This is a genomic window from Microcoleus sp. FACHB-831 (genome assembly GCF_014695585.1).
GTDB lineage: Bacteria > Cyanobacteriota > Cyanobacteriia > Cyanobacteriales > FACHB-T130 > FACHB-831.
The window spans coordinates 123,856-145,132 of record NZ_JACJON010000028.1 but is presented as its reverse complement, the minus strand read 5'-3'; the positions used below and the strand labels follow the sequence as shown (position 1 = coordinate 145,132).

The 21,277-nt window shown below is 44.5% G+C and carries 21 protein-coding genes, 1 pseudogene and 1 riboswitch; of the genes and pseudogenes, 12 read left to right on the top strand and 10 right to left on the bottom strand.

Annotated elements, in window-relative coordinates:
- The first annotated feature begins 7 nt into the window (after positions 1–7).
- Both pyrF and H6F77_RS05140 read left to right on the top strand, forming a co-directional pair.
- Positions 8–736 carry an orotidine-5'-phosphate decarboxylase gene (gene pyrF / locus H6F77_RS05145; protein WP_375335922.1) on the top strand — a complete coding sequence of 243 codons (729 nt, stop codon included), beginning with the start codon at positions 8–10 and terminating at the stop codon, positions 734–736.
- On the top strand, positions 733–1,407 hold the full coding sequence (locus H6F77_RS05140) for a hypothetical protein (RefSeq protein WP_242021914.1): 675 nt from the start codon (positions 733–735) through the stop codon (positions 1,405–1,407). The genes pyrF and H6F77_RS05140 overlap by 4 nt, the downstream gene beginning before the upstream one ends.
- 47 nt (positions 1,408–1,454) lie before the next feature.
- Here H6F77_RS05140 and H6F77_RS05135 read toward each other — a convergent pair whose 3' ends face one another.
- A complete protein-coding gene (locus H6F77_RS05135) occupies positions 1,455–2,156 on the bottom strand; it encodes a uracil-DNA glycosylase (protein WP_190486029.1) in 702 nt (233 codons plus the stop codon).
- 184 nt (positions 2,157–2,340) lie between these two features.
- Here H6F77_RS05135 and H6F77_RS05130 point away from each other — a divergent pair, with 184 nt between their 5' ends.
- Positions 2,341–3,054: a phosphoribosyltransferase gene (locus tag H6F77_RS05130; protein WP_190486027.1), complete on the top strand. Its 714-nt coding sequence runs from the start codon at positions 2,341–2,343 to the stop codon at positions 3,052–3,054.
- 92 nt (positions 3,055–3,146) lie between these two features.
- Positions 3,147–3,446 (top strand): hypothetical protein, encoded by a 300-nt coding sequence (locus H6F77_RS05125; RefSeq protein ID WP_190486025.1) that lies wholly within the window; start codon positions 3,147–3,149, stop codon positions 3,444–3,446.
- A 56-nt stretch (positions 3,447–3,502) separates the two neighbouring features.
- Here H6F77_RS05125 and H6F77_RS05120 read toward each other — a convergent pair whose 3' ends face one another.
- Positions 3,503–3,877, bottom strand: a complete 375-nt coding sequence (locus tag H6F77_RS05120) for a VOC family protein (RefSeq protein WP_190486023.1) — start codon at positions 3,875–3,877, stop codon at positions 3,503–3,505.
- A gap of 205 nt (positions 3,878–4,082) precedes the next feature.
- On the opposite strand from H6F77_RS05120, the gene H6F77_RS05115 reads away from it, so the two are divergent.
- Together H6F77_RS05115 and H6F77_RS05110 are read left to right on the top strand one after the other, a co-directional pair.
- Positions 4,083–5,201, top strand: coding sequence for an aldo/keto reductase (locus tag H6F77_RS05115; RefSeq protein ID WP_190486021.1), 1,119 nt, complete (start codon positions 4,083–4,085; stop codon positions 5,199–5,201).
- Positions 5,202–5,287: 86 nt separating this feature from the next.
- Positions 5,288–6,370, top strand: coding sequence for a class I fructose-bisphosphate aldolase (locus H6F77_RS05110; protein WP_190486019.1), 1,083 nt, complete (start codon positions 5,288–5,290; stop codon positions 6,368–6,370).
- A gap of 727 nt (positions 6,371–7,097) precedes the next feature.
- Here H6F77_RS05110 and H6F77_RS05105 read toward each other — a convergent pair.
- Positions 7,098–7,589 (bottom strand): pentapeptide repeat-containing protein, encoded by a 492-nt coding sequence (locus tag H6F77_RS05105; RefSeq protein ID WP_190486017.1) that lies wholly within the window; start codon positions 7,587–7,589, stop codon positions 7,098–7,100.
- 76 nt (positions 7,590–7,665) lie between these two features.
- On the opposite strand from H6F77_RS05105, the pseudogene H6F77_RS05100 reads away from it, so the two are divergent.
- Positions 7,666–8,199 (top strand): annotated as a pseudogene (locus H6F77_RS05100) (CHAT domain-containing protein); the annotation flags it as partial.
- Positions 8,200–8,706: 507 nt separating this feature from the next.
- Positions 8,707–8,841 carry a hypothetical protein gene (locus H6F77_RS28235; RefSeq protein ID WP_255515691.1) on the top strand — a complete coding sequence of 45 codons (135 nt, stop codon included), beginning with the start codon at positions 8,707–8,709 and terminating at the stop codon, positions 8,839–8,841.
- Positions 8,842–8,871: 30 nt separating this feature from the next.
- On the opposite strand, the gene H6F77_RS05095 is transcribed toward H6F77_RS28235, so the two are convergent.
- The 3 genes from H6F77_RS05095 to H6F77_RS05085 all read right to left on the bottom strand — a co-directional run bounded on the left by H6F77_RS05095 (position 8,872) and on the right by H6F77_RS05085 (position 10,744).
- Positions 8,872–9,075 carry a hypothetical protein gene (locus H6F77_RS05095; protein WP_190486015.1) on the bottom strand — a complete coding sequence of 68 codons (204 nt, stop codon included), beginning with the start codon at positions 9,073–9,075 and terminating at the stop codon, positions 8,872–8,874.
- Between the two features lie 138 nt (positions 9,076–9,213).
- Positions 9,214–10,329 carry an acyltransferase family protein gene (locus H6F77_RS05090; RefSeq protein ID WP_190486013.1) on the bottom strand — a complete coding sequence of 372 codons (1,116 nt, stop codon included), beginning with the start codon at positions 10,327–10,329 and terminating at the stop codon, positions 9,214–9,216.
- 205 nt (positions 10,330–10,534) lie between these two features.
- A complete protein-coding gene (locus tag H6F77_RS05085; protein ID WP_190486010.1) occupies positions 10,535–10,744 on the bottom strand; it encodes a hypothetical protein in 210 nt (69 codons plus the stop codon).
- A gap of 328 nt (positions 10,745–11,072) precedes the next feature.
- On the opposite strand from H6F77_RS05085, the gene H6F77_RS05080 reads away from it, so the two are divergent.
- The 3 genes from H6F77_RS05080 (at position 11,073) to sipA (ending at position 13,411) form a co-directional block, all read left to right on the top strand.
- Positions 11,073–11,498: a nucleoside deaminase gene (locus H6F77_RS05080; RefSeq protein ID WP_190486008.1), complete on the top strand. Its 426-nt coding sequence runs from the start codon at positions 11,073–11,075 to the stop codon at positions 11,496–11,498.
- A 341-nt stretch (positions 11,499–11,839) separates the two neighbouring features.
- A riboswitch (cobalamin riboswitch) is annotated at positions 11,840–11,950 on the top strand.
- Between the two features lie 35 nt (positions 11,951–11,985).
- Entirely contained in the window at positions 11,986–13,059 is a 1,074-nt protein-coding gene (locus H6F77_RS05075) for a sirohydrochlorin chelatase (RefSeq protein ID WP_190486007.1), read from the top strand.
- 82 nt (positions 13,060–13,141) lie between these two features.
- A complete protein-coding gene (gene sipA, locus H6F77_RS05070; RefSeq protein WP_190486005.1) occupies positions 13,142–13,411 on the top strand; it encodes a regulatory protein SipA in 270 nt (89 codons plus the stop codon).
- A gap of 16 nt (positions 13,412–13,427) precedes the next feature.
- Here sipA and H6F77_RS05065 read toward each other — a convergent pair whose 3' ends face one another.
- The 3 genes from H6F77_RS05065 to H6F77_RS05055 all read right to left on the bottom strand — a co-directional run bounded on the left by H6F77_RS05065 (position 13,428) and on the right by H6F77_RS05055 (position 20,017).
- Positions 13,428–14,921 (bottom strand): DUF5009 domain-containing protein, encoded by a 1,494-nt coding sequence (locus H6F77_RS05065; protein ID WP_190486003.1) that lies wholly within the window; start codon positions 14,919–14,921, stop codon positions 13,428–13,430.
- Positions 14,922–15,048: 127 nt separating this feature from the next.
- Positions 15,049–19,290, bottom strand: a complete 4,242-nt coding sequence (locus H6F77_RS05060; RefSeq protein ID WP_190486001.1) for a PAS domain S-box protein — start codon at positions 19,288–19,290, stop codon at positions 15,049–15,051.
- Positions 19,291–19,450: 160 nt separating this feature from the next.
- Positions 19,451–20,017: a DUF2808 domain-containing protein gene (locus H6F77_RS05055; RefSeq protein WP_190485999.1), complete on the bottom strand. Its 567-nt coding sequence runs from the start codon at positions 20,015–20,017 to the stop codon at positions 19,451–19,453.
- Positions 20,018–20,331: 314 nt separating this feature from the next.
- On the opposite strand from H6F77_RS05055, the gene H6F77_RS05050 reads away from it, so the two are divergent.
- A complete protein-coding gene (locus tag H6F77_RS05050; RefSeq protein WP_190485997.1) occupies positions 20,332–20,835 on the top strand; it encodes a DUF4149 domain-containing protein in 504 nt (167 codons plus the stop codon).
- Positions 20,836–20,910: 75 nt separating this feature from the next.
- Here the strand turns inward: H6F77_RS05050 and H6F77_RS05045 are convergent, their stop codons facing one another.
- On the bottom strand, positions 20,911–21,213 hold the full coding sequence (locus H6F77_RS05045; RefSeq protein WP_190485995.1) for a TMEM165/GDT1 family protein: 303 nt from the start codon (positions 21,211–21,213) through the stop codon (positions 20,911–20,913).
- Between the last annotated feature and the right edge of the window lie 64 nt (positions 21,214–21,277).

Genomic DNA, 21,277 nt, shown 5'->3' with positions numbered 1-21,277 from the left:
TAGGCTCGTGAAAACAAATAACTTGTCACTAACAGATCGCATTATTGTCCCTCTGGATGTGCCGAACATCAAGGCAGCGATCGCTCTCATCGACCAATTGCCTCAGATAACATTCTGGAAAGTCGGACTAGAGTTATTTGTCAGTACTGGTTCTGAAATTCTCACGGTTCTCAAAAACAGGGACAAGCGAATATTTCTCGATTTGAAGTTTCACGACATCCCCAACACCGTCGCGGGTGCTTGTCGCCAGGCTGCTGGTTACGGAGTGGACTTGCTCACCATCCACGCCACAGCAGGAAGCGCGGCGCTAAAAGCAGCTAAATTAGCGGTACAAGAAGGCGCAGAAGCTTCGGGCGTTGCACCGCCAAAATTAATCGCAATTACACTACTAACAAGTCTATCGTCGCGGGATTTGGCTTTTGATTTAAAAATTCCTCTGGAATTACCAGAATATGCCCTACAAATGGCGCTTTTAGCTAAAAATGCCGGGTTAGATGGAGCAGTTTGCTCGCCCCAAGAAGTGGAACAACTGCGACAGACTTGTGGAGAAGACCTTCTGCTAGTGTGTCCTGGAGTGAGACCGAGTTGGGCAGAAGCGGGAGATCAGAGGCGATCGCTCACACCAGCGCAAGCCTTCAAAGCAGGGGCAGATTATTTAGTTATTGGGCGTCCCATCACAACAGCTAAAGATCCATCAGCTGCTTGGGAACGAATTTGCCAAGAGGTAGCAACTTGAAATGCATACCAGCGATCGCGGGCGCTGTGTGGATAGGGTTGCAGCTAACAATAGGGCAACTATCAGCGATCGCTGTTCCCCAGCCACTAGCAACTAATAAAGCCCAAAAAGACAACAGACAACGGACAAGAAATAACACCCAACCTCAACCTCGCCAGTGTCCGGCTGATGTGGAAAGCTTAACCGCCTTACTCGTAAGAGACTTGCCAAGCTATGCAAATCGCATCTATCAACGCTCTCGACCCCAGGTAAGAACCAGACTTCCACGAGGCAAAACAGCCCACGTCCCTAACTATGTTATAGTCGCCGGACGCGCAGACTTTAACCCGCTGAACCTCGGCCCTGGAATATATACCCCACCTGAACCAGGAAGCGAACCAAAAGAGCCAGATCAGGTATTCCTGACTACCTTAGAGCGGCAGTACACATTTGCTGACCAGCCTGTACAATTGCAGCAATTCCACTGGCTGTTTCTAGTTCAGACACCCAGCGGCTGGAGGCTGGCGATGGCATATTCTCGATTCAGTTCCTATCCGCCTGGAAGCCCTCCCTCACCGCCGCGAGAGACGAGTAACGCGGTTCTTGGTCAGGCGGTTCGCACTTGGTTGGATGATTGCCGTGCGGGGAGGATTCGACCTTTGCCAACTGCTTCAACACCTAGAAGTTCTTAAAGTTGCCATCCTCCCCTTAGCTTCAGAAGAAAAATAGATTTTCTTTCTTACCCAGCGTTGCAAATTTCATCAAATTTGGCACGAACAGCTTGAATATCCTGCCACATCAACCATTTGGGGCTGCCTTGTTCCCGTCCAGGGTTGCGAAGCAGATAAGCTGGGTGAAGAATTGGCATACACAAACGTCCTTCCCACTCAATCCAAGTGCCGCGAATTTTAGTAATTCCCCGCTTATCGTTGGTTAAGCCTTTGACTGCTGTTGCGCCTGTCAAGAGAATAATTTTGGGGTCTACCATGCGAATTTGTTCTAACAGGTAGGGTCTGCAAGCGGCGATTTCTTCGGTTGTGGGGACGCGGTTACTGGGTGGGCGGCACTTATTTACATTGGCGATATAGATATCTTTTTCAAGATCTAGCTTGACAGAGGCGAGAATTTTTTCTAGCAACTGCCCAGCTTTGCCTACAAAGGGTAGCCCTGTCTCATCTTCATTTTGACCGGGCGCTTCTCCCACAATCATAATTGGCGCTTGCAGGTTGCCGCGTCCGACGACAGCGTGAGTGCGGGTTTTTCCCAGACCACAGCGTTGACACTGGTTGCAATGTTCAGCCATCTGAGTCATGGTTTGATAAGTGCCGGGAGGAATGGGGATTTTGGCACTTGTGGGAATTAGTTCTGATACAGTCGCGGGTGGTGTAGATGCGCTGTTGGCTGAGATGTCAAAAAGGCTGAGTTGGTCTTCGTTGGACATAAATATAACTTTGTTGTTCGTTGTTCATTGTTCATAGTTCATTGCCCAAGATTGAAAGGCGGCAAGATGTAGGTTGACAGGTTATGAACAATCTGATGCCGTCTTTGTTAGATCCTATCAAGCCAGTTAAGGCGAAAATCAGCCATTATAGAGGCAATGGTGCTGCCTAGTGTTGGAGGGAGCTATGTCATCTACCCCGATGTTTAGCGATCGCGTCGATGCTGGGGAGCATCTGGCGATTTCCATCAAAGCCGAACTTGCCGCCCTGTATGCGGGTGGTGTTTCTGCTTCTCCTATTGTTTATGCGTTGCCACGAGGCGGTATCCCTGTTGCCGTACCAGTAGCACGCTGTCTGGATTGCCCTTTGGATATTTTAGCGGCAAAAAAAATTACCCAACCAGACAACCCAGAACTGGCTATCGGTGCTGTCACATCAGATGGTCACGTACTTTGGTTTGAGCCTGCGCCATTGCGTAAACAGAAGAAAAGTCAGCGCGAGGTGGTGCTTGCTAATGCGCTGAAGAAAGCGCAAGCTTTACAGGATAAGCTTTCCCCCAGTTGCCCTTCGATTAGCCCCAAAGGCGCGATCGCTATCTTAGTGGACGATGGCATTGCTACAGGGATGACAATAGCCGCAGCCGCGAAAGCTTTGAGGGCGCAACAGCCAGCATTAATCTGGATTTGTGCCCCCGTCGCGCCGCAAGGATTGAGCGATTGGCTACAGCAATGGTGCGATCGCGTTATTATCCTGGGAACGCCTAATCCGTTTCTCAGTGTCAGCCGTTTTTATGCCAGCTTTCCCCAAGTTGAAACAAGCGAAGTCATCGCATACTTGCAGCAGCACAACCAACAGCGATCGCCAGATACCCAGCCTACAGATACTCCCAGGGATGGGTAGATTTCGATAGTTGTTCTGAATTATCCTAATCTTAGATCTTGCCCTGCGAATGTGTTAATTTAAATAGCCAATCTAACAACTAAAGACCAACTATGAGAACTGTGCAATTTTGGTGGCGCACGTTATTTTTTTCGGTTTTATATAATCCCGCTTGGTTTATCGATTTGCTGCTGACGGTGTTAGCAATGATTTTGCTGGGAAGATGGGAAGTAACAAAAGAGTGGCCATATTTGGTGCTTAGTTGCAGCTACGCGATCGGGGCAGCTATGTCAATGTGGGTGCAGGCTACAGTAACGCCCTTGCACGCTCCGCCCATGATGAAAGTACTTGCTTTGCTGTTGTTAATTTATAGCTTTTGTGGTTTTGCTGAATTAACTCCTTACCTTAAATAAGAACGCTTTTAGAGTATTAAGATTTTGTAGTTTAGATTAATCAAAATCTAAACTAACTATGTTTGATGAAGAATCAAGCGATTGCCAGCAGGATCGCAGGCATAGATTTCTCTACCGTGCGATGCTGTGAGAATTTTTCCTGGGGGTGGGTATCCCAAGGTAGTAAGGTGAGCGATCGCTCCTTCCAAGTCGCTTACTTCCAGACACAAACTCATACTACCTTTAGCTGGGTGAGAGTTTTCAAACTCTTGCCGATGGGTTTCTTTTGGCCTAAAAATTCCTAATTTCACGCCGGGAAGTTGAAATTCAGCATAAACATTTGGGATCCAGATTGATGGTTCTTGACTTAGCAGTTGAGTATAAAAACTCACCACTTTTTCAATATCAACAGCCGCCAAGGTGACGAGTGCGCCAGTGTATTGGAAGACCATAGCTAGATATACCTCAAAATTATTTGAAACTACTTAATGATTGAGGATGGAACATACACAAAAGCAACGCTTAGGGAGGAATGATTAGCCTAATAATCCAAAATCAAACATCAAAAATTGATAGAACCTATCTAAAGATGGGGGAAACTAAGGCAAAAAATGGCTAATTGTGAGAGGGCAGGGCTGAGATAAGTAGGAGAAGTCAATGCCAGATGGACGCGATGACGCATCAGACAAGAATCGCTCGTTTTTAGACTTTAAGCGTCGGGAATTCCTCAAAAAACTGGGCGTCATCGGCGCAGGAGCAGCGATCGCTGACTGGATATTGCTAAACGCAGATCGACACGTCAATGCCACCGAACCAAATGTATCACCAACAATAGAGAAAATTGCACTCAAAGATGGTGAAATACCGCGTCGAAAACTTGGACGTACTGGGGTTGAAGTTTCGGCGCTGACATTAGGGGGATTTCATATAGGGTCTCAGAAAGACGAACAAGAAAGCATCCGCATAATTCAAGAGGCGATGGATGCAGGAATTAACTTTTTCGATAACGCCTGGGAATATAACAATGGCGTCAGTGAAGAACGCATGGGTAAAGCACTGCAAGGGCGGCGAGACAAAGCATTTTTAATGACAAAAGTTTGCACGCACGGGCGCGATCGCAAAGTAGCCATGCAGCAGCTAGAACAATCATTACGGCGCCTGAAAACAGATCGTATCGACTTGTGGCAAGTTCACGAAGTCGTCTACGATAACGACCCGGAAAAGCATTTTGCTAAAGGCGGAGTTATCGAAGCTTTAGAAGAAGCCAAGCGTGCGGGTAAAGTCCGATTCGTTGGATTTACAGGTCACAAAGACCCCGCAATTCATCTAAAAATGCTTTCATACGATTACCCGTTTGATGCTGTGCAAATGCCTTTAAATTGTTTTGATTCCACTTTTCGTAGCTTTGAAAAATTAGTATTGCCGGAACTCACCAAGCGCGGTATCGGCGTAATTGGTATGAAGAGTCTGGGTGGTAGTGGCGAACCAATTAAAGCAGGCGTTGTTACAGTACAAGAAGCACTGCGTTATGCGATGAGCCTTCCTGTTTCCACAACAGTCAGCGGTATTGATTCTATGCAAGTGCTGCAACAGAATCTAAATATTGCGCGTGGCTTCACGCCAATGAATGCAGAGGAGATGCAAGCTGTGCGTATAAAATACGCGACTTATGCTGCCGATGGTCGTTATGAACTATACAAAACATCGAAAAAGTATGACGGCGCACCGGGAAGAGAACAGCACGGATTTCCAGCTAAAGAACAAGTAGAAACTTGAAGCGTTACCCTATCTGTTAAGTGGTTTAGTATAACGCAGACCAAAATCCAAAATCCAAAATCCAAAATCCAAAATCCAAAATTATTATGACTGCTACACTATCGATGCCAAATTCTCTAGAGTCTTTGCTTGGTGAAGAAGCACAAGACTTGCTGACTTACAAAGCGAAAGTTTCCAAAGATGTATTGCATTTGCCGGGGCCAGATTTTATAGAGAGAATTTTTGCGGCGAGCGATCGCTCTCCCCAAGTTTTACGCAGCCTCCAGCAGCTTTATTCCAGCGGACGTTTAGCCAATACGGGTTATTTGTCTATCCTGCCAGTAGACCAGGGAATTGAACACTCTGCTGCTGCTTCTTTTGCGCCCAACCCGATGTATTTTGATCCAGAAAATATTGTCAAACTAGCCCTTGAAGCTGGTTGCAATGCAGTTGCCACAACTTTGGGCGTTTTGGGCATTGTTTCGCGGAAATATGCCCACAAAATTCCTTTCATTCTCAAAATTAACCACAACGAACTACTCACCTACCCCAACCAATTTGACCAAATAATGTTCGCTTCTGTCGAACAAGCTTGGAACTTGGGAGCTGTTGCTGTGGGGGCAACAATTTACTTTGGTTCGCCAGAATCAACAAGGCAAATTCAAGAAGTAAGTAAAGCTTTTGCCCGCGCCCACGAACTTGGTATGGCAACTATTCTCTGGTGCTATCTCCGTAACAGCGCTTTCAAACAAGATACAGATTACCACGTTGCGGCTGACCTCACAGGGCAGGCAAATCACTTGGGTGTCACCATTGAAGCTGACATTATTAAACAGAAGTTACCTGAGTGCAATAATGGCTATGAAGCTGTTGCTAAAGCGACTGGTAAAAGCTATGGCAAAACCGACAAGCGGGTTTATTCAGATTTGACTACAGACCACCCAATTGACCTCACCCGCTACCAGGTATTAAATTGCTATTCTGGTCGCGCTGGGTTGATTAATTCCGGTGGCGCTTCTGGAAAGAGTGATTTTGCTGAAGCAGTTCGCACGGCGGTAATTAATAAGCGGGCTGGTGGCTGTGGATTAATTTCTGGTCGCAAGACATTTCAGCGTCCTTTTGAGGAGGGAGTGAAGCTATTTCACACCATTCAGGATGTTTATTTGTCGCCTGATGTTACGATCGCTTAATTGTAGAACTGCCAGAAAATAAATTTTCTGGCTAATAGCTAAGTCTGTTAAAACTGACATCTTGAATCATTATCATTTAGTTTTTGGTACTGGGAGGCAGCAGCCGCCCTCCCAACCCTTGTACCCTCGTTCCCAGGTTGAACCTGGGAACCAGATCAAGAGGCTCTGCCTCTTATTGATACTGGTGCAAGATCTCAGTTAAAACGGACTGAAAAACTTCTTTTCGTTCCCACGCTCTGCGTCTAGTCCGAGAGGCAGAGCCTCTCGTAAGGCGTTCCCAGGCTCTAGCCTGGGAACGAGAGAAATACTGTTAAACTCTAACAATTAATTTATTAAGGTCAGAGGCGAAGCAAACTTCTTTTCACTCTGACCTTTTTGTTTTCAAAAGGGGTTAAACATTATAGATGTTACAAATATTGATACAAATTACTCTTTTATAAAAATATGCGGGTAAGGTAGATACTACTTTACAAGCATCACCAATATAATAGCCATGTCCCGCATCTCTCGTCGCAACTTCTGCCAATTTGCTGGGTCTGCTCTGGCAAGCTTGTGATTAAGCTAGGTGGGTGAATAGCTGACAGGCAAGATAGCGCGATCGCTCGATCCATCTATTATTAAAATTCCCCAGCTAAGAGGGCGATCGCACATCTAACATCAAAATAGTAGAGGAAGCAGGAGAAGCGCCACGAATGTAGGTGAACCTTATTCATCCTTGAGATCGGCTCTAACTGTTCCGAATACTGCCATCTGGCATGATGGTATTTTGGAAAACAACTTGGTGGAGATTAGCTCCTTCCAAATTAGCTCCAGTCAAGTTAGCTTCTCGCAGACTGGATCTTCCCAAGTCAACACTACTCAAGTTAGCCCTGGTGAGATTAGCCCTATCGAAGCTGGTTTCATGAAATCTCGCCCCGCGCAAGTCGGCATCAGTCAGATTGGCAGCGCTGAGTTGGGTATAACGCAAGTCAGCTCCATTGAAAAATGCTCCACTGAGATCGGCAGCGTTCAAACAAGAATCAGTCAACCTAGCGTTACGGAAATTAACTCCTCTCAAGATGGCACGACCCAGATAGTACTCTTCCAACCTGGTATCACTCAAGTCGGCACCACTCAAGTCAACACCATCCAAGTCGTCCCCTCCCAACTTAGCCCCAGCAAAGTTTCGTTCTCCGGCAGCATACCTTCTGAGCAACTCTTCCGTGTCTATTGTGTGCATAACCCTACTTCCGAATCAATCGACACCTTAAATAATATTAGCCGAAACCTCGGAAACACCCTCCTTACAAATTCTCGCCCTCGTGCCTGCAAATGAGCGCCAGCAAGCATTCGATTTTACTGCAAACCGTACAACAGCAACTAGACCCGACTTAGCGCAGTATCGCACGATCCATTTTGCCACTCACGGGCTGATCGACAACGTGAATCCAGAGTTATCTGGAGTAGTGCTGTCTCTAGTAGATGAAAAAGGCGTAGATACTGACGGCTTTTTGCGTCTAAACGACATTTTCAACCTCAATTTGCCAGTAGAACTCGTCGTTCTTAGTGCTTGTCAAACCGGGCTGGGTAAAGATGTCAAAGGAGAAGGATTAATTGGATTAACGCGCGGTTTTATGTATGCAGGGGCGGCGCGAGTAGCTGTAAGTTTATGGAGCGTCAATGATGCGGCAACAGCTAGCCTAATGACGAAATTCTATCAACAAATGCTCTCCAAAGGTTTAAAGCCTGCCGCTGCTATGAGAGCAGCACAACTAGAAATGTGGAAAACACAAGAATGGAAAGCACCCTATTACTGGGCTGCTTTTGTAGTTCAAGGTGAATGGAGATAAAACAATATCGCTTAAGGCGGAATTTGATAATTTTTAGGGGTTGAACGTAAATAGCGATCGCCATTTTATATTTCTATTACTTAAGCGTTTGTTTCTAGATGCAATTTAAGAAATATACCCAGCGATCGCTACACCCCAAAACATCGAATCAGGTTTGAAGCATAACCTTAAATTGCATACTATCTCATACAGCGTTTTCGCTTCGCGCAAATTTCTGACAAAAGTTAGATGAAGTTATTATAATTAAATTCTACAGTGTAAATATAAATAACAACTGGGGTCTTATAATGTTTGCTAGTGGTGACGATTCCCTTATTGCTTACGGATGGGAAAATTTATTGCAAGTTCTTTCAATGATGCTTTTTTTAAGCATTGTATTTATCGTGGGATTTTTAAGCCGGAAATTAGAAAATGCTTTGATTTTTACTATTAGTTGTAGCGTGGTAATATTTGGTCTTTATATAATTACCTTAAAAAGGTAATAAGGTCAAAGTCTCTAGTTTAGAAATGAAAATCAAGACGGGAGAATGCGGGAAGATTGTGAGAAGCGATCGCGCCGATTTATTTACCCCGAATAAAGAAATTTATACCGTACAAAGTGCATCGCACATCACCCTGATACAAACGCAGCAAAGGCAGTAATTTTAATACGCGATCGCCACCCACTTCGACTTAATCCACTACTCTCAGCACTCCCAGCCGCACCCCAGAAAAAACCCGATCGATCATAATTCGCTCTCGTTCGTCCAGTGAATCCTTAGAAAGCAGAGCCGACATCAGCTGCTGCTGGTTGAGTCGAGTAATCTTGCGAGATAGTAATATCTGCTCAACAAGTTCCTCAATGGTTCCTTGAAGCATCAAAACCTGCGTCAGCATAGTCTAGGAAAAAAGTTGATAACTCTAATATGAACTTTAGAGCAACAATCCCTAGCGATCGCGCCCCCACAAGAGATGTGATATTACTCTGACAATTAGGTGATGCCCCTCACCGCGTAATTTAACAAATAGGGCATCTTAAATTTTGACGAACCACCGTTGGCGGTACATAGCATAAAGAACCGCCCACCAAAACAAAACAGTTAGTATCGCCAAGAATAAAGAACCGTTCAACGCACCAGCCCAAGGCACGAAAAAATTCTTGTATATCCACTCATAAGTAGTTGGTGCCGCATCCCCCGTACCGATACGAGTTTTGACCATAATTTTTATTACCAAAACTGAAGCCACGAAGACAAATATTGCATTCAACCCCATCACTTCAAAAGGCTTACTCCAGGCGCGCAACTTTCGCACTTCAATTAGTTCATAACAAGCTGCAAGTAACAGCAAAGCAATTCCAGCGGTGAAGAGAACATAGGAACTCGTCCACAACTTCTTGTTGATGGGGAACTCCAATCCCAACCCCCAAACCCACCCCGCAGCCACGCAACCGATGCCAAATAATGCCATACCTGCGCTGGTGCGCGACTGTACTGGTTCGGTACGCAGCCAATCGCCAGTAAAGTAGCCAAGTAGAACGGTGACAACAGCAGGAAGGGTGCTGAACAACCCTTCGGGATCTCCCAACGATTTGTATCCATCGCCCTTGTACAAGTGCGCCGCACCAATTATCAAGCGATCGATATAAGCCCCCAAGTTGCCTTCTCGCGTTAGAATACCCGCGCCATAACCGGGAACGGGGATAAAAGACATTGCCAGCCAGTACCCGATTAGTAACCCAGCCGCGATCGCCCACTGTCCTTTGCGCGGCATTTTGAGAACTATCAGCGATGCTAGCAAGTAGGTAAGACTGATGCGCTGCAAGATTCCCATGAGGCGTATATTTGCCCAATCGTAATTCCAGAAGCCGTTAAGCAACAAACCAAGGGCGAAGAGAATCAAGGCGCGACGCGCAATCCGCCAGTAGACAGCGGCGGTGGGGCGGTTTCGTTCGGTGTACTTGCAAAGCGAGAAAGCCATTGCTACACCGACAATGAACAGAAAGAAGGGAAACACCAAGTCAACCGGGGTGCAACCGTTCCAAGGCGCGTGATCCAGCCAGGGATAAGCTTCCCCAAGACTTACTGTATTAGCGAGGATCATGCCCGCGATCGCAATACCGCGAAACACATCGAGTGAAGTCAGGCGCATGGATGATTTATGGAAGTAGTGAAATGCTATTAAAGCATTACTACCGTCTTTTAGTTCATATAGCAGGAACTATTAGCAAGCCAGAGGCTGCGATCGCTTAAATAAAAAACGCGGCATACCGCGCTATGCCGCCACTAATAAATTTTGTATTGAATAATTTCAAAAACACCGAATGCAATTTTTTTTATTGACCCTGCCGCTAAATTTAATCTACTCTTTTTAGCAAGCCGTGCCGCACGCCATAAAGCAGCCGATCTATCAAAGTATGGTCTGCTTCGTTGAGTGAATACTCTAATATGACTGATTTTAGTTTTTGTCGCTCGTGGATTGTAATTATACCAGAGGCCAATATCTCATATATAAGTGCCTCGATCATCGCTTGAGGTTTATGAGATTTAAGGGAAAATGCTGTCATTGCACTCATTCAACTCGACAATGTAAGTATGAATGGCTTCTCTTACAGTTCGTGCGATCGCAAGCGGTAAGGTACAGTGATTAAAGTCTGCATAAAATTGTGACGAATTCCCTACATTGGAGTGATTGGCGTCACTGTGAATTATTCTTATAAATGAGCGGGGTAAATTCTTTTGCCTATCCCCGGTAGGGCGTCGATCTAAAAGCCGATTTTATACATTATGTTGTATTGACTATATTCTAGTTAAATGACTATTAGTCCTAAAAACCCCTTTATTAAAAAAAATTGCTTTGTAAAAGAGTAAATACTTAGGAACTAGGAGAGGAATATGCAACCAGAAGATTTTATGAAAGTAGCGATCGCAGAAGCCAAGCTTGGAGATGCTCCTTACGGTGCAGTTATTGTCAAAGATAATAAAATAGTTGCCCAAGCACACAACACAGTCAAGACAGACAGCGATCCAACCGCCCACGCAGAAGTTAATGTTATTCGTAGTTTAACAAAAAAACTTAAAAACCCGTCCTTAGAAGGTTATACATTGTACGCAAGTTGTGAGCCGTGTCCAATGTGTACCGCAGTATGTATTTGGGCGGGAATATCTGAGATTATAATTGGTGCTTCAATTAAAGAGTTGATTGAAGCTGGGGTATCACAAATCGACATAGCAAGCGAAGAAATTATAGACAAGGGATTTAAGAAGATAAAAATTACCAAAGGTCTTTTAAAAGAAGAATCGCTGCAATTATTTAAATAGTGGTGGATAGAGAAAAAAGTTGCGCGATCGCATTCAAACAACACAGTATGCCTGAAAATTTAATTAGGCACTTCGACGTTAGATAAAATTAAGGCGATCGCAGTCTAGCAACTCTCTTTTGAAGGAAGTACTTTTAACCCGAACCCTGTCCCTTCACTGGTGTGTCTAACGGCTAACCCCTAACGCGCTGACGTGGTTCAATAACCGCCGTCTGTAAGTTTCACAAAAAGCTGAAAATATCTCGCCTTTAATCAAAAATTCAAAATCAAAAATCCAAAATCGATATTAACCCCCTCCCCCCGCATTCTGGTATGGGAACCCGATCGGCTAAGATAGCAAGGCACACCCAAACGGTAACAGGGCAGGGAAACACGGTGAAAGTCCGTGGCTGTGCGGCAGCTGTAAACGATGCGATCGTAAGCCAGAATGCCTACCTGTTAACCGTCCGCTGTAATTTTCCGCCTTGCACGGAAAAGGAACTTTGTCGATGCATACTGTTGATTCAACCCATTTGACTGAACTCTCGACTCCATCTGCCCCTTCTGTTCAATTGCCGCCTCTACCGCTACAACGTCCTTTATTAATGATCGGGCATGGCACTAGAGATGAGGATGGTAGGCAGTGTTTTATGGATTTTGCCGCCGCCTATCAAGCTTTAGATGCATCGCGCCCAGTCGTGCCGTGTTTTCTGGAACTTACTGGCCCTACAATTCAAGAGGGAGTAGATCGGTGTGTAGAGCAGGGATACACTGAAATTTCTGCTCTGCCAGTGCTGTTATTTGCGGCGCGGCATAATAAGTTTGACATTACTAATGAATTAGACAAAGCAAAGGCAAGACATCCCCATTTGAAGTTTCACTATGGGCGTCATTTTGGCATTACACCTGGGATTTTAGATTTGTGGCGATCGCGTCTGACACAATTAGACGAGATCCAACATAATCCCAAAGCAATATCGCGTGAGGATACTGTCCTGCTATTTGTAGGTAGAGGTTCTAGCGATCCTGATGCTAACGGCGATGTCTACAAACTCGCTCGGATTCTCTGGGAAGGCAGCGGTTATCTAACAGTTGAAACTTGCTTCATTGGCATTACTCATCCTAGACTAGAAGAAGGTTTCAATCGCGCAAGACTCTATAAACCCAAACGCATTATCGTTTTGCCGTATTTTCTGTTTACAGGGTTGCTGGTTAAAAAGATTTTCGATAGCACCGCGCAACAGCAAGAGCAATACCCGGATATTGCGATGACTTGTCTGCCAGAAATGGGACTTGACCCGCAGCTTTTTGCCATAACGCGCGAGAGGGAAATTGAGACACAGTTAGGACAAGTGCAGATGAACTGTGAAATGTGCAAATTCCGTCTTGCAGCTGTAGGAACTGGTAACGGTCATACTCACAGCCACGATAGTAGCCATCATGGACATGGACATAGCCACGATAGTCATCATGGGCATTCTCATGGTGATGCTAATAACCACAGCCACGATCATTCCCACGCAGCTATTGACCCTTATGCCAATTTAGAGCAATATCATCAGAAGATTTGGCAAGCACCCTAGCCATTTTGGATTTGCGATTTTGGATTTTGGATTGAAGCTGTAGGTGGGCATTGCCCACCGTTAAGCAAATAGCCGCGAACTTATGTCTAAAGAATTTGTAATTGGTGAAAAAGTCCGAGTGGTGGCATTGCCGCCTTATGTTAAAACAGCAGAATCGATGCCAATGCTGCGTCCGCCGGATGTGATTCGCGTTGGTGAAGAGGGGGTAGTTTTAGACAGGCGTCCGGGTGGATATTGGGGGGTGCGCTTTGCTAGAGGTGCATTCTTACTGGATAGTCAGTATATAGAGTCTGTAACAGCGTCGGCGAGTGGAGAAGAAGAGCGATCGCATACAACTCTACCAGAAGAGTAAGGCGTACCCTCCTTAGCTATGTTCTCCAAAATAGCTTCAGTCTAGTACATACACTCACAACGCACGCCACAACCAAAGTATAAGCAACTCCTTTTAAAAATCCAGTAAATGGGGTTGTTGTACTCTCTATAATTCTCGTTTCCAGTTGGGTTAGCGCCAAAATCGGCCAAATTAAATTAGCAAATCCAACGTAAGCAATCATCGGATTTTGGCCGTTATCAATTAATAATTGCAGCCATTTTTGCTTTTTTAGAATTTCTATAGCGATCGTAAATACAATTAATAAAAAAAGAGCAATTCCACTACACACAAAATAGTAACTCAATGTGGCTGGATCTTTTTTAATCCCCTTCTCATAAGGCTCAAACAGCAAACCAAGCGCCAGCCAGTAAACGCCCCACCTATAAAACTTACTAAGTAACTTATCTGTTTCAGTAACAGGTTTTGCAAACAAAAACCAACCTGCTGAACAAATTACAGCACTTATTAAGGTAGTTTGCCACACCCATCTACCTTGCAATCCCATCAGCAGTATAATACAGATACTAAACATCAATGCGATAATGCAATAATAACGCTGTATCGTCCATTGTATGGGCGCTTTTATAATAGAAGTCTCTTCCAAACCTGCTTCTACTTTAACAGCAACAATTGAGCTTTGCAGCCAGCTTAGTATCAAATCGCCTGCAATAGTTCCAGGAATGATTAATAACAAATATGATAAATATCCGAATTGAAAAATCCAGTTTAGTTTGAAAAACCCTAAAGATGGTGAGGATTTCCAAATCTGTGCAATCCAACCATCTGTGCTAGCCGACAACCGCAAGGCAAGTAATAACCCCATGCATCCAAGTCTTAACAGCAAGTTAGATTTGGTAAGCAACCAAAGTAACGAGCCAAAAACGGCCATGTTAGTAAGGACAATTAGTATAATATCGCTTCTAGAAAATGAAAATCCATTTCCGTTAGGATATTGGATCGTAGATAAAACAATAATCGCTGTTAACCAGGCGCTAATAGTAATTATTCGGCGCTTCCAGGGTAGCCAGAAATTTGGCAAGCGTACAAACATTAAAAATAGTAAGACGAACCCCAATAAAGCCAACCACCATTTTTGATTATTTGCCTCGGCGCTTATCACATGCGGTCGGAAGTGCTGAATAAATATAGCAAATGCTCCCAAAAAGAAGCCTCTTTTTAAGATAGATAAAAGAATTTGTATTTTAGAAAAACCTTTTTCAAGACGGCGAGATAATGCTAGCGGTATGGCTGCACCCATCGAAAATAAGAATAAGGGAAATACAATATCGACCCAGGTTAATCCGGGCAAATTAGGATTATAAGTATGGTTTGGTGGTGGATTTTGGGCATGATACATCCAAGCTGGCAATATACCAAACTTTATAGTGCCCGATAATACCATTGCTAGAACGGCGAATCCGCGCAGCGCATCGAGTGCGTAGGCGCGTTTTTGGGTTGCTACAGTGGAAGATAGAACAATGTTTGACATTTAACCAGCAGTCAATTTCTGTTATTAATCTTTTAATTTTCGCATAGCGTCGCGATATTAAAACTTTAGATAGATTGTCCCGCCAGCCACAAACAGATTAATTGTGGTAAAAGTCCTAAATAAAAGGTTACTGGCGAAGGGGAATTTCGATAACAAATTCTGTGCCACATCCAGGCGAAGAGATACAGCGCAAATCTCCGCGATGACGTTCTACTACAATTTGATAGCTGATAGACAACCCCAATCCAGTGCCTTTTCCAACAGTTTTGGTGGTAAAAAAGGGATCGAACAGCCTTGGCAGTACATTAGCGGGAATTCCTGGCCCGTTGTCTTTTATTCTAATAGCAACACGATTAGATTCTAGTATCTCGGTTATTATCCAAATCTTACCTGGATTAACTTGAATTTCTTCAAATGAGCGGGTTTCATTGAAATCGTCTATAGCATCAATGGCATTTGAGAGGATGTTCATAAATACCTGATTCAGCGAACCAGCGTAACACTCAACCATTGGAAGATTGCTGTTATATTCTTTGATGACAGGGATGGATGGATGAGCTGCTTGTGCTTTCAGGCGATGGAGCAAAATCATCAGCGTACTGTCGATATTTTCATGGATATCGACTGACTTCATATCCGCTTCATCTAAGCGAGAGAAAGTGCGTAAAGACTTAACAATTTCCCGAATCCGTTCTGCTCCTACTTCCATAGAATGCAGCATTTTTGGCAAGTCTTCTGTTAAGAAATCTAGTTCGATGCTTTCAATTTTATCTGTAATCTCAAGAGTTGGCTGGGGATAAGCTTCCTGATAAAGCTGAATCAGTCCTAAGAGGTCAGAAGTGTAATCAGCGGTATGAAGAAGGTTGCCATAGATAAAGTTAACGGGATTGTTGATTTCATGGGCGACACCAGCTACCATTTGCCCCAGACTGGACATCTTTTCAGTCTGAATGAGTTGGGTTTGAGTGCGTTGCAATTCCTGCAATGTTTGTTGCAATTCTAAACTTTTTGCTTGCGCTTGCAAGGCAGATTCTTGGCTTTGGGTGTAGAGTTCAGCTTGGTTAAGAGCGATCGCCAACTGATCGCATACCGCTTGCAGCAGTTGCACTTCAGCATCACTCCAGCACCGCGAATCCCTAGAATGGCTACAACTAACTACACCAAACTCACCGCTTAGAGTCTTAATGGGTATAATCAATGCAGATTTGTAACCTACATTAATTAAAAACTGTCGCATCACTGGATCGGGTTCGGTTGTCACATCATCTGCTCTGAGTACTCCCATCCTAAAAATGCGCTCCTTAGCCAGATTTCCAACTTGTTCATGTGGGTAACAACCCAACAGTGAAGGCAGATCGGGATGCTTTGCTTCTTTCGCTACTTCCCAGTAGAAATTTTGAATTTCAGACTCCTCTGACAATCTCAAATCTGCTTGTCTATACCAGCTAAACAGACAGCGATCGATCTGAAATAGATTTTTAATCTCGTGTACAGTCGTCTCCAGAATGGTGTCCAAATTAAGCGAATTACGGATTTGTGTTGCCAAACGATTCAGCAGTGCTTCTTGTTGAGCAAGTTCTCGTAATTGTGCTTCTGATTGCTCTAATGCTAACTGTGCCTGTTTGCGTGCGGTGATATTACTAGCTGTAGCCACAAGTTTAGAAACCTCTGCCTCATCATTTTTCAGGGGTGTCATACTCATTTGCCACCAACTGTCTTTACCATCGACTATGTGGCAATCCTCAAAAGAAATTGTCATCCCTGCCTCAACGCAATCGGCACAATGTTGCCTCACTTGATGAGCTAGCTCAGGCGGGAGTGCCTCTGCCAGAGTTTTACCCAGCAACTGCGAAGGGGAAATCAGAAGCTTGCGTTCCATTGCCGGGTTGAAGGCTGTATAACGAAATTCTCCCCCCTCCAAGACATCTAAAACTTGGATGGCTAAGTCTACCCCTTCGTAGATGCTACGCAAGAATTGTTCGCGCTCGGAAAGCGTCGCTTCGGCTTGTTTTCGCTGCGTGATGTTAGTTGATGTGCCAATAAGCCGAGAGATTTTTCCCGATTCATCCCGCATTGGGTTGAGGGTAATAAGCCACCAAGTTTCTATCTCATTCCTGCTTATACGTTCCTCATAAGTTATCGTTGAACCTGACTCTAAGCAATTAGCGTATTTCTGTTGCAGGGAACTACCCAGCTCCCCACCAAATAGCTGCTGGGGAGTTTTGCCATAACCATCGGCGGTGCTGATGCCAATGGTCTTCTCTGCTGCTGGGTTCCAACCAGCATAACGAAATTCGTTATTTTCCCGAACATCAACAACAAAAATTAGTTGTTCTACACCATCATAGATAGTGCGTAAGAATTGCTCTTTATCTCGCAGCGCTTGTTCGGCACGTTTTCGATCGGTAATATCTATTACTGTGCCGATTACTCGCACGACTTGTTCTTGTTCATTGCGAATCGCTTCCCCTCTAACGTTGATATATCTGAACGAACCCTCTGACCCTATGATGCGAAGGTCAGTTTCATAAGATTTTCCCTCAGTTATAGCACTTGTTACTTTTTGGTGTAACAATTCGCTGTCCTCTGCGTAATATAGTTTTAAATGTTCTGTATAAGTGGGTACTGGTTGCCCAGGTTCAATATTAAAAATTCGGAATAGTTCATCTGACCAAGTAATTTGCCCAGTGGCTACATCAAATTCCCAATTGCCTATGTGGGCGATTCTTTGAGCTTCTTGCAGTTGATATTGACTTTGGCGCAGCGCTGCTTCTGCTTGTTTGCGCTCGGTGATGTCTTCAGCAATGGCTAATAAATATTGGGGTTTGCCATTTGCATCTAAAATAGCTGTTTTCTTGGTGTGCAATATGGCTATCCCGCCTTGCTTTAGCTGAATAAACTCTTCGGGGATGTCCAAGACTTCTCCGCTGTTCAGCACTTGCCGATCTTTGCTTGTGAAAAAGTCAGCTTGGTCTTTAGGAAACACATCATAGTCGTTTTTGCCCAACACTTCTTCTGGGTTAAATCCAAATAAGTCTTTTGCGGCTGAATTCCATAAAGCAAATCGCAATTCTTCGGCTTCTTTAGCGGCAACCGCAACTGGCAAATTTTCTAACACTGAAGATAAGAATTTTTTTGTCTGCGCTAGTTCTTCCTCTGCACTTTTGCGATGGGCTATATCTTTATGCGTACCTGCCATCCGCAATGGCTTGCCATCGCGATCGCGCTCTACTACTTTACCTTGAGCCAAAATCCATTTCCATTCGCCGGATTTTGTCAGCATTCGCAGGTCAATTGCATAGCGAAAGCTGGAATCTTCAAAATGCTTGTTCAATGCCTCCATCGCATAAGGCAGATCGTCAGGATGCATCAGCTTTTGCCAAGTACTGACGTGTGATTCTAGCTCATCTACTTCATAGCCCAGCATCCATTTCCAACCAGGGCTAAAATAAACTTCATTTGTTACTAAATTCCAATCCCAAAGTCCATTATCCGTCGCCCACAAGGCCAGACTTAATCGCTGTTCGCTGATTCGCAATGCCTCTTCAGCCTGCTTTTGTTCTGTAATATCGCGAGCAATGCTAGCTATAGCCAACGGCTTATCTGTTTGTTTATCTTTGATAGTAAAAACATTCAAATTAATAAAAATTTCTGCCCCTGTCTGAAAATGCTGAAAACGCATTTCGCCTTCCCATTGTCCCTCTTGCATAACGATGGGTAGGATATACGCCTCAACACAGGCGCGGTCTTCTAAAAAGAAATATTGCAATAAGTTAGTATGCAAAGCCTGTTCTTTGTCTGATATCCCGACTAGCTTTTCTCCTGCTTTATTAAGGTAAATAACCTTACCATCCAAGCTAGCAATAGCGATGAAGTCGGATATGCTCTCAACTAAGGTAATAAACTTTTGTTGTTCCTGGTCAGCTTGTTTGCGTATTTCGCTGCTGCGATCGCATTGCTCCACTTCTGCAATCTCGGTGACAATCCCATCGATGCGTACAGCATTACCATTTTCGTCTTCGATTAGCCAAAACTTGTCGCGAACTAGGCGCGTTTCGCCGTCTGGTCGAATAATATGGTACTCCGTCTCAACTGTGCCAACTTCGAGTACTCTTGCAAGTGATTCCAAAACGCGCGATCGCTCGCTAGGGTCTATTGCTTGCAGCCACAACTCTGAGTTATCGTAAAATTCGCTGGCTTGCCGCCCATAGATCTTCTCGACTGCTGAATTAACGTAAATTAATTCATAGCTAGTAGCGTCCAGCGATCGCACCACTTGTTGTATTTCGTTAAAAATCCTACCGATCCATGGCTCAGTTTGAAGCATACATACCTGGGTTGGCGATGGAGCATCGAACAATCTGGACATATTACATTTATATTTTTAAAATATCTATCATTATGAATACTTTTACCAAATTGTTCCTTAAAAACCTTTCCGTATTTCTTCGGTACTTTCCTAGCCATGCAAATATATAACCCAAAGCAAAAAGCGCCCCCTTCTTGGAGAGCGCTTTTTATTTACATACTTAATAAAAACCAAAAAAGCCCCCTCGTCGGTAGAAGTGCATGCGTCCGACACCCAAATATAAACCGTAGGCTTTCTCACCAGCCGGAAAAGCCGTGACGCCAAAAAGATACACGCCACTGGAAAACGGGTTGCGGACGGGACGAAGCGCGATCGTAACGGTTTTACCTGGTGGCACTGGCGGGTCAAAGTTGACCGAAACCGTGCGCTTGTCGCGATCTATGCTTACTTCTCCTAGTTTTACTTTCTTCCCTTCACGCGATCGCTTCCCCTCAAAGGCGTAGCTGTCTTTCAGGTTATATCGGATATTATCTAATCCTTCGATTTGCGCGATTGTCACTCGTTGCAACGGTTCGCCTGCATTGAAAGGCACAGCGATGGTAAAAAAGTACGTCGCACCCCACACATCAACGCTGTTAAACGTGGTTGTGGCTGCAACTAATTCAGGAGCCTTCTCAAAGTGGACTGTTCCATCTGCGAGCTGAATTGCCCTTGTTGGTGGGGTAGATACCCCCCAAAGACCTGCGGTTACTGCTAGGGTCGCTGCGAATATGGTTGAGCCACGCATGGATTGATACAAATTTCTTTAATTTAGTTGTAAACCACTTGTAGCTTTGGCTATAGCAATTTTATGCACAATTGTGAGATGTCAGACCTTACAGCTCCCCGAATTCTTGGAGAAGTCGGGGAGCTGGTAAACATAAGCACGACTCACTTATTAGCCTTCTTTTAAAGACTTGTTAACAATTCTTAGTAATAGAAATAGGTGTAAATTACTAAAAATATATGCTTTTATTTGATATTAAATTGTAAAAATAGTTCACATTTAAAGGAAAAATAATTCGCTAAGCTGAAAGTAAGACAAAAAGGAGAGGAAAAGCTATGGCCGCTATCTCTGGCATTGAATTAAAGCGACCAGCATGGCAAAATACCGTCATGCTTGCCCTGGGCTTCTGGCTGAGTGGCAGTCTGGTTTTAGACTTAGTGATCATGCCCACTCTTTACGCTACGGGCATGATGAGCGGAGCAGGGTTCGCAACAGCAGCATATGCAATTTTCTGGATTTTTAATCGCATCGAGCTACTGTGTGCAGCCTTGGTGTTGACAGGTTTATTGGTTCTGAAACATAATCAAAATACTTCTAGTCAAGAAGGCCGCAGGTCGGTTTTATTATCCCTGCTGCTTCTGGCGATCGCAATCATCTATACCTACTTTTTAACCCCTCAAATGAGTGCTATGGGGATGCAGTTAAATCTGTTCGAGCCAACTGCTACACCTGCGGCAATGACGACCATGCACGGAAGCTACTGGATATTAGAAGCGCTGAAGCTGATAGGATGCGGCACGCTTCTAGGCTGGTGCTACCGCAAGTTTAATTTTAATTAAGATTTTTAGGGTGGGCAATGCCCACCTTATTTTTTTAAGTATTAAAGTAGGGTGGGCAATGCCCACCTTATTTTTTTAGGGCGTTTCTTCCAGTTCTTCGGGCACTTCGGCAGAAGGCCACAGCAGCCGCACCGCCATTACAGTAAAGCCAATAGCGGCGATCGCTTTCACCAGACGCGCAGGCAATAACTCTGCTGCTCCTTCCCCCGCCAAAACTCCCAACAAGCTAGCCAGAATCAGTGCTGTCACAGAGCCGAGAAACACAGCGCGAGGAAATTTGGAGCTACCACCGAGGGCGATCGCTGCCAGACTGCTTTTATCTCCAATTTCGGCTAAAAATACTGTGATGAAACTGATTCCTAGAAGCTGCCAGTTCATAACTTAGTGCTTTGTGTAGAAATTAAATTGGGCGGGGGGTCAAAATCCCCAATATGGATTGAAA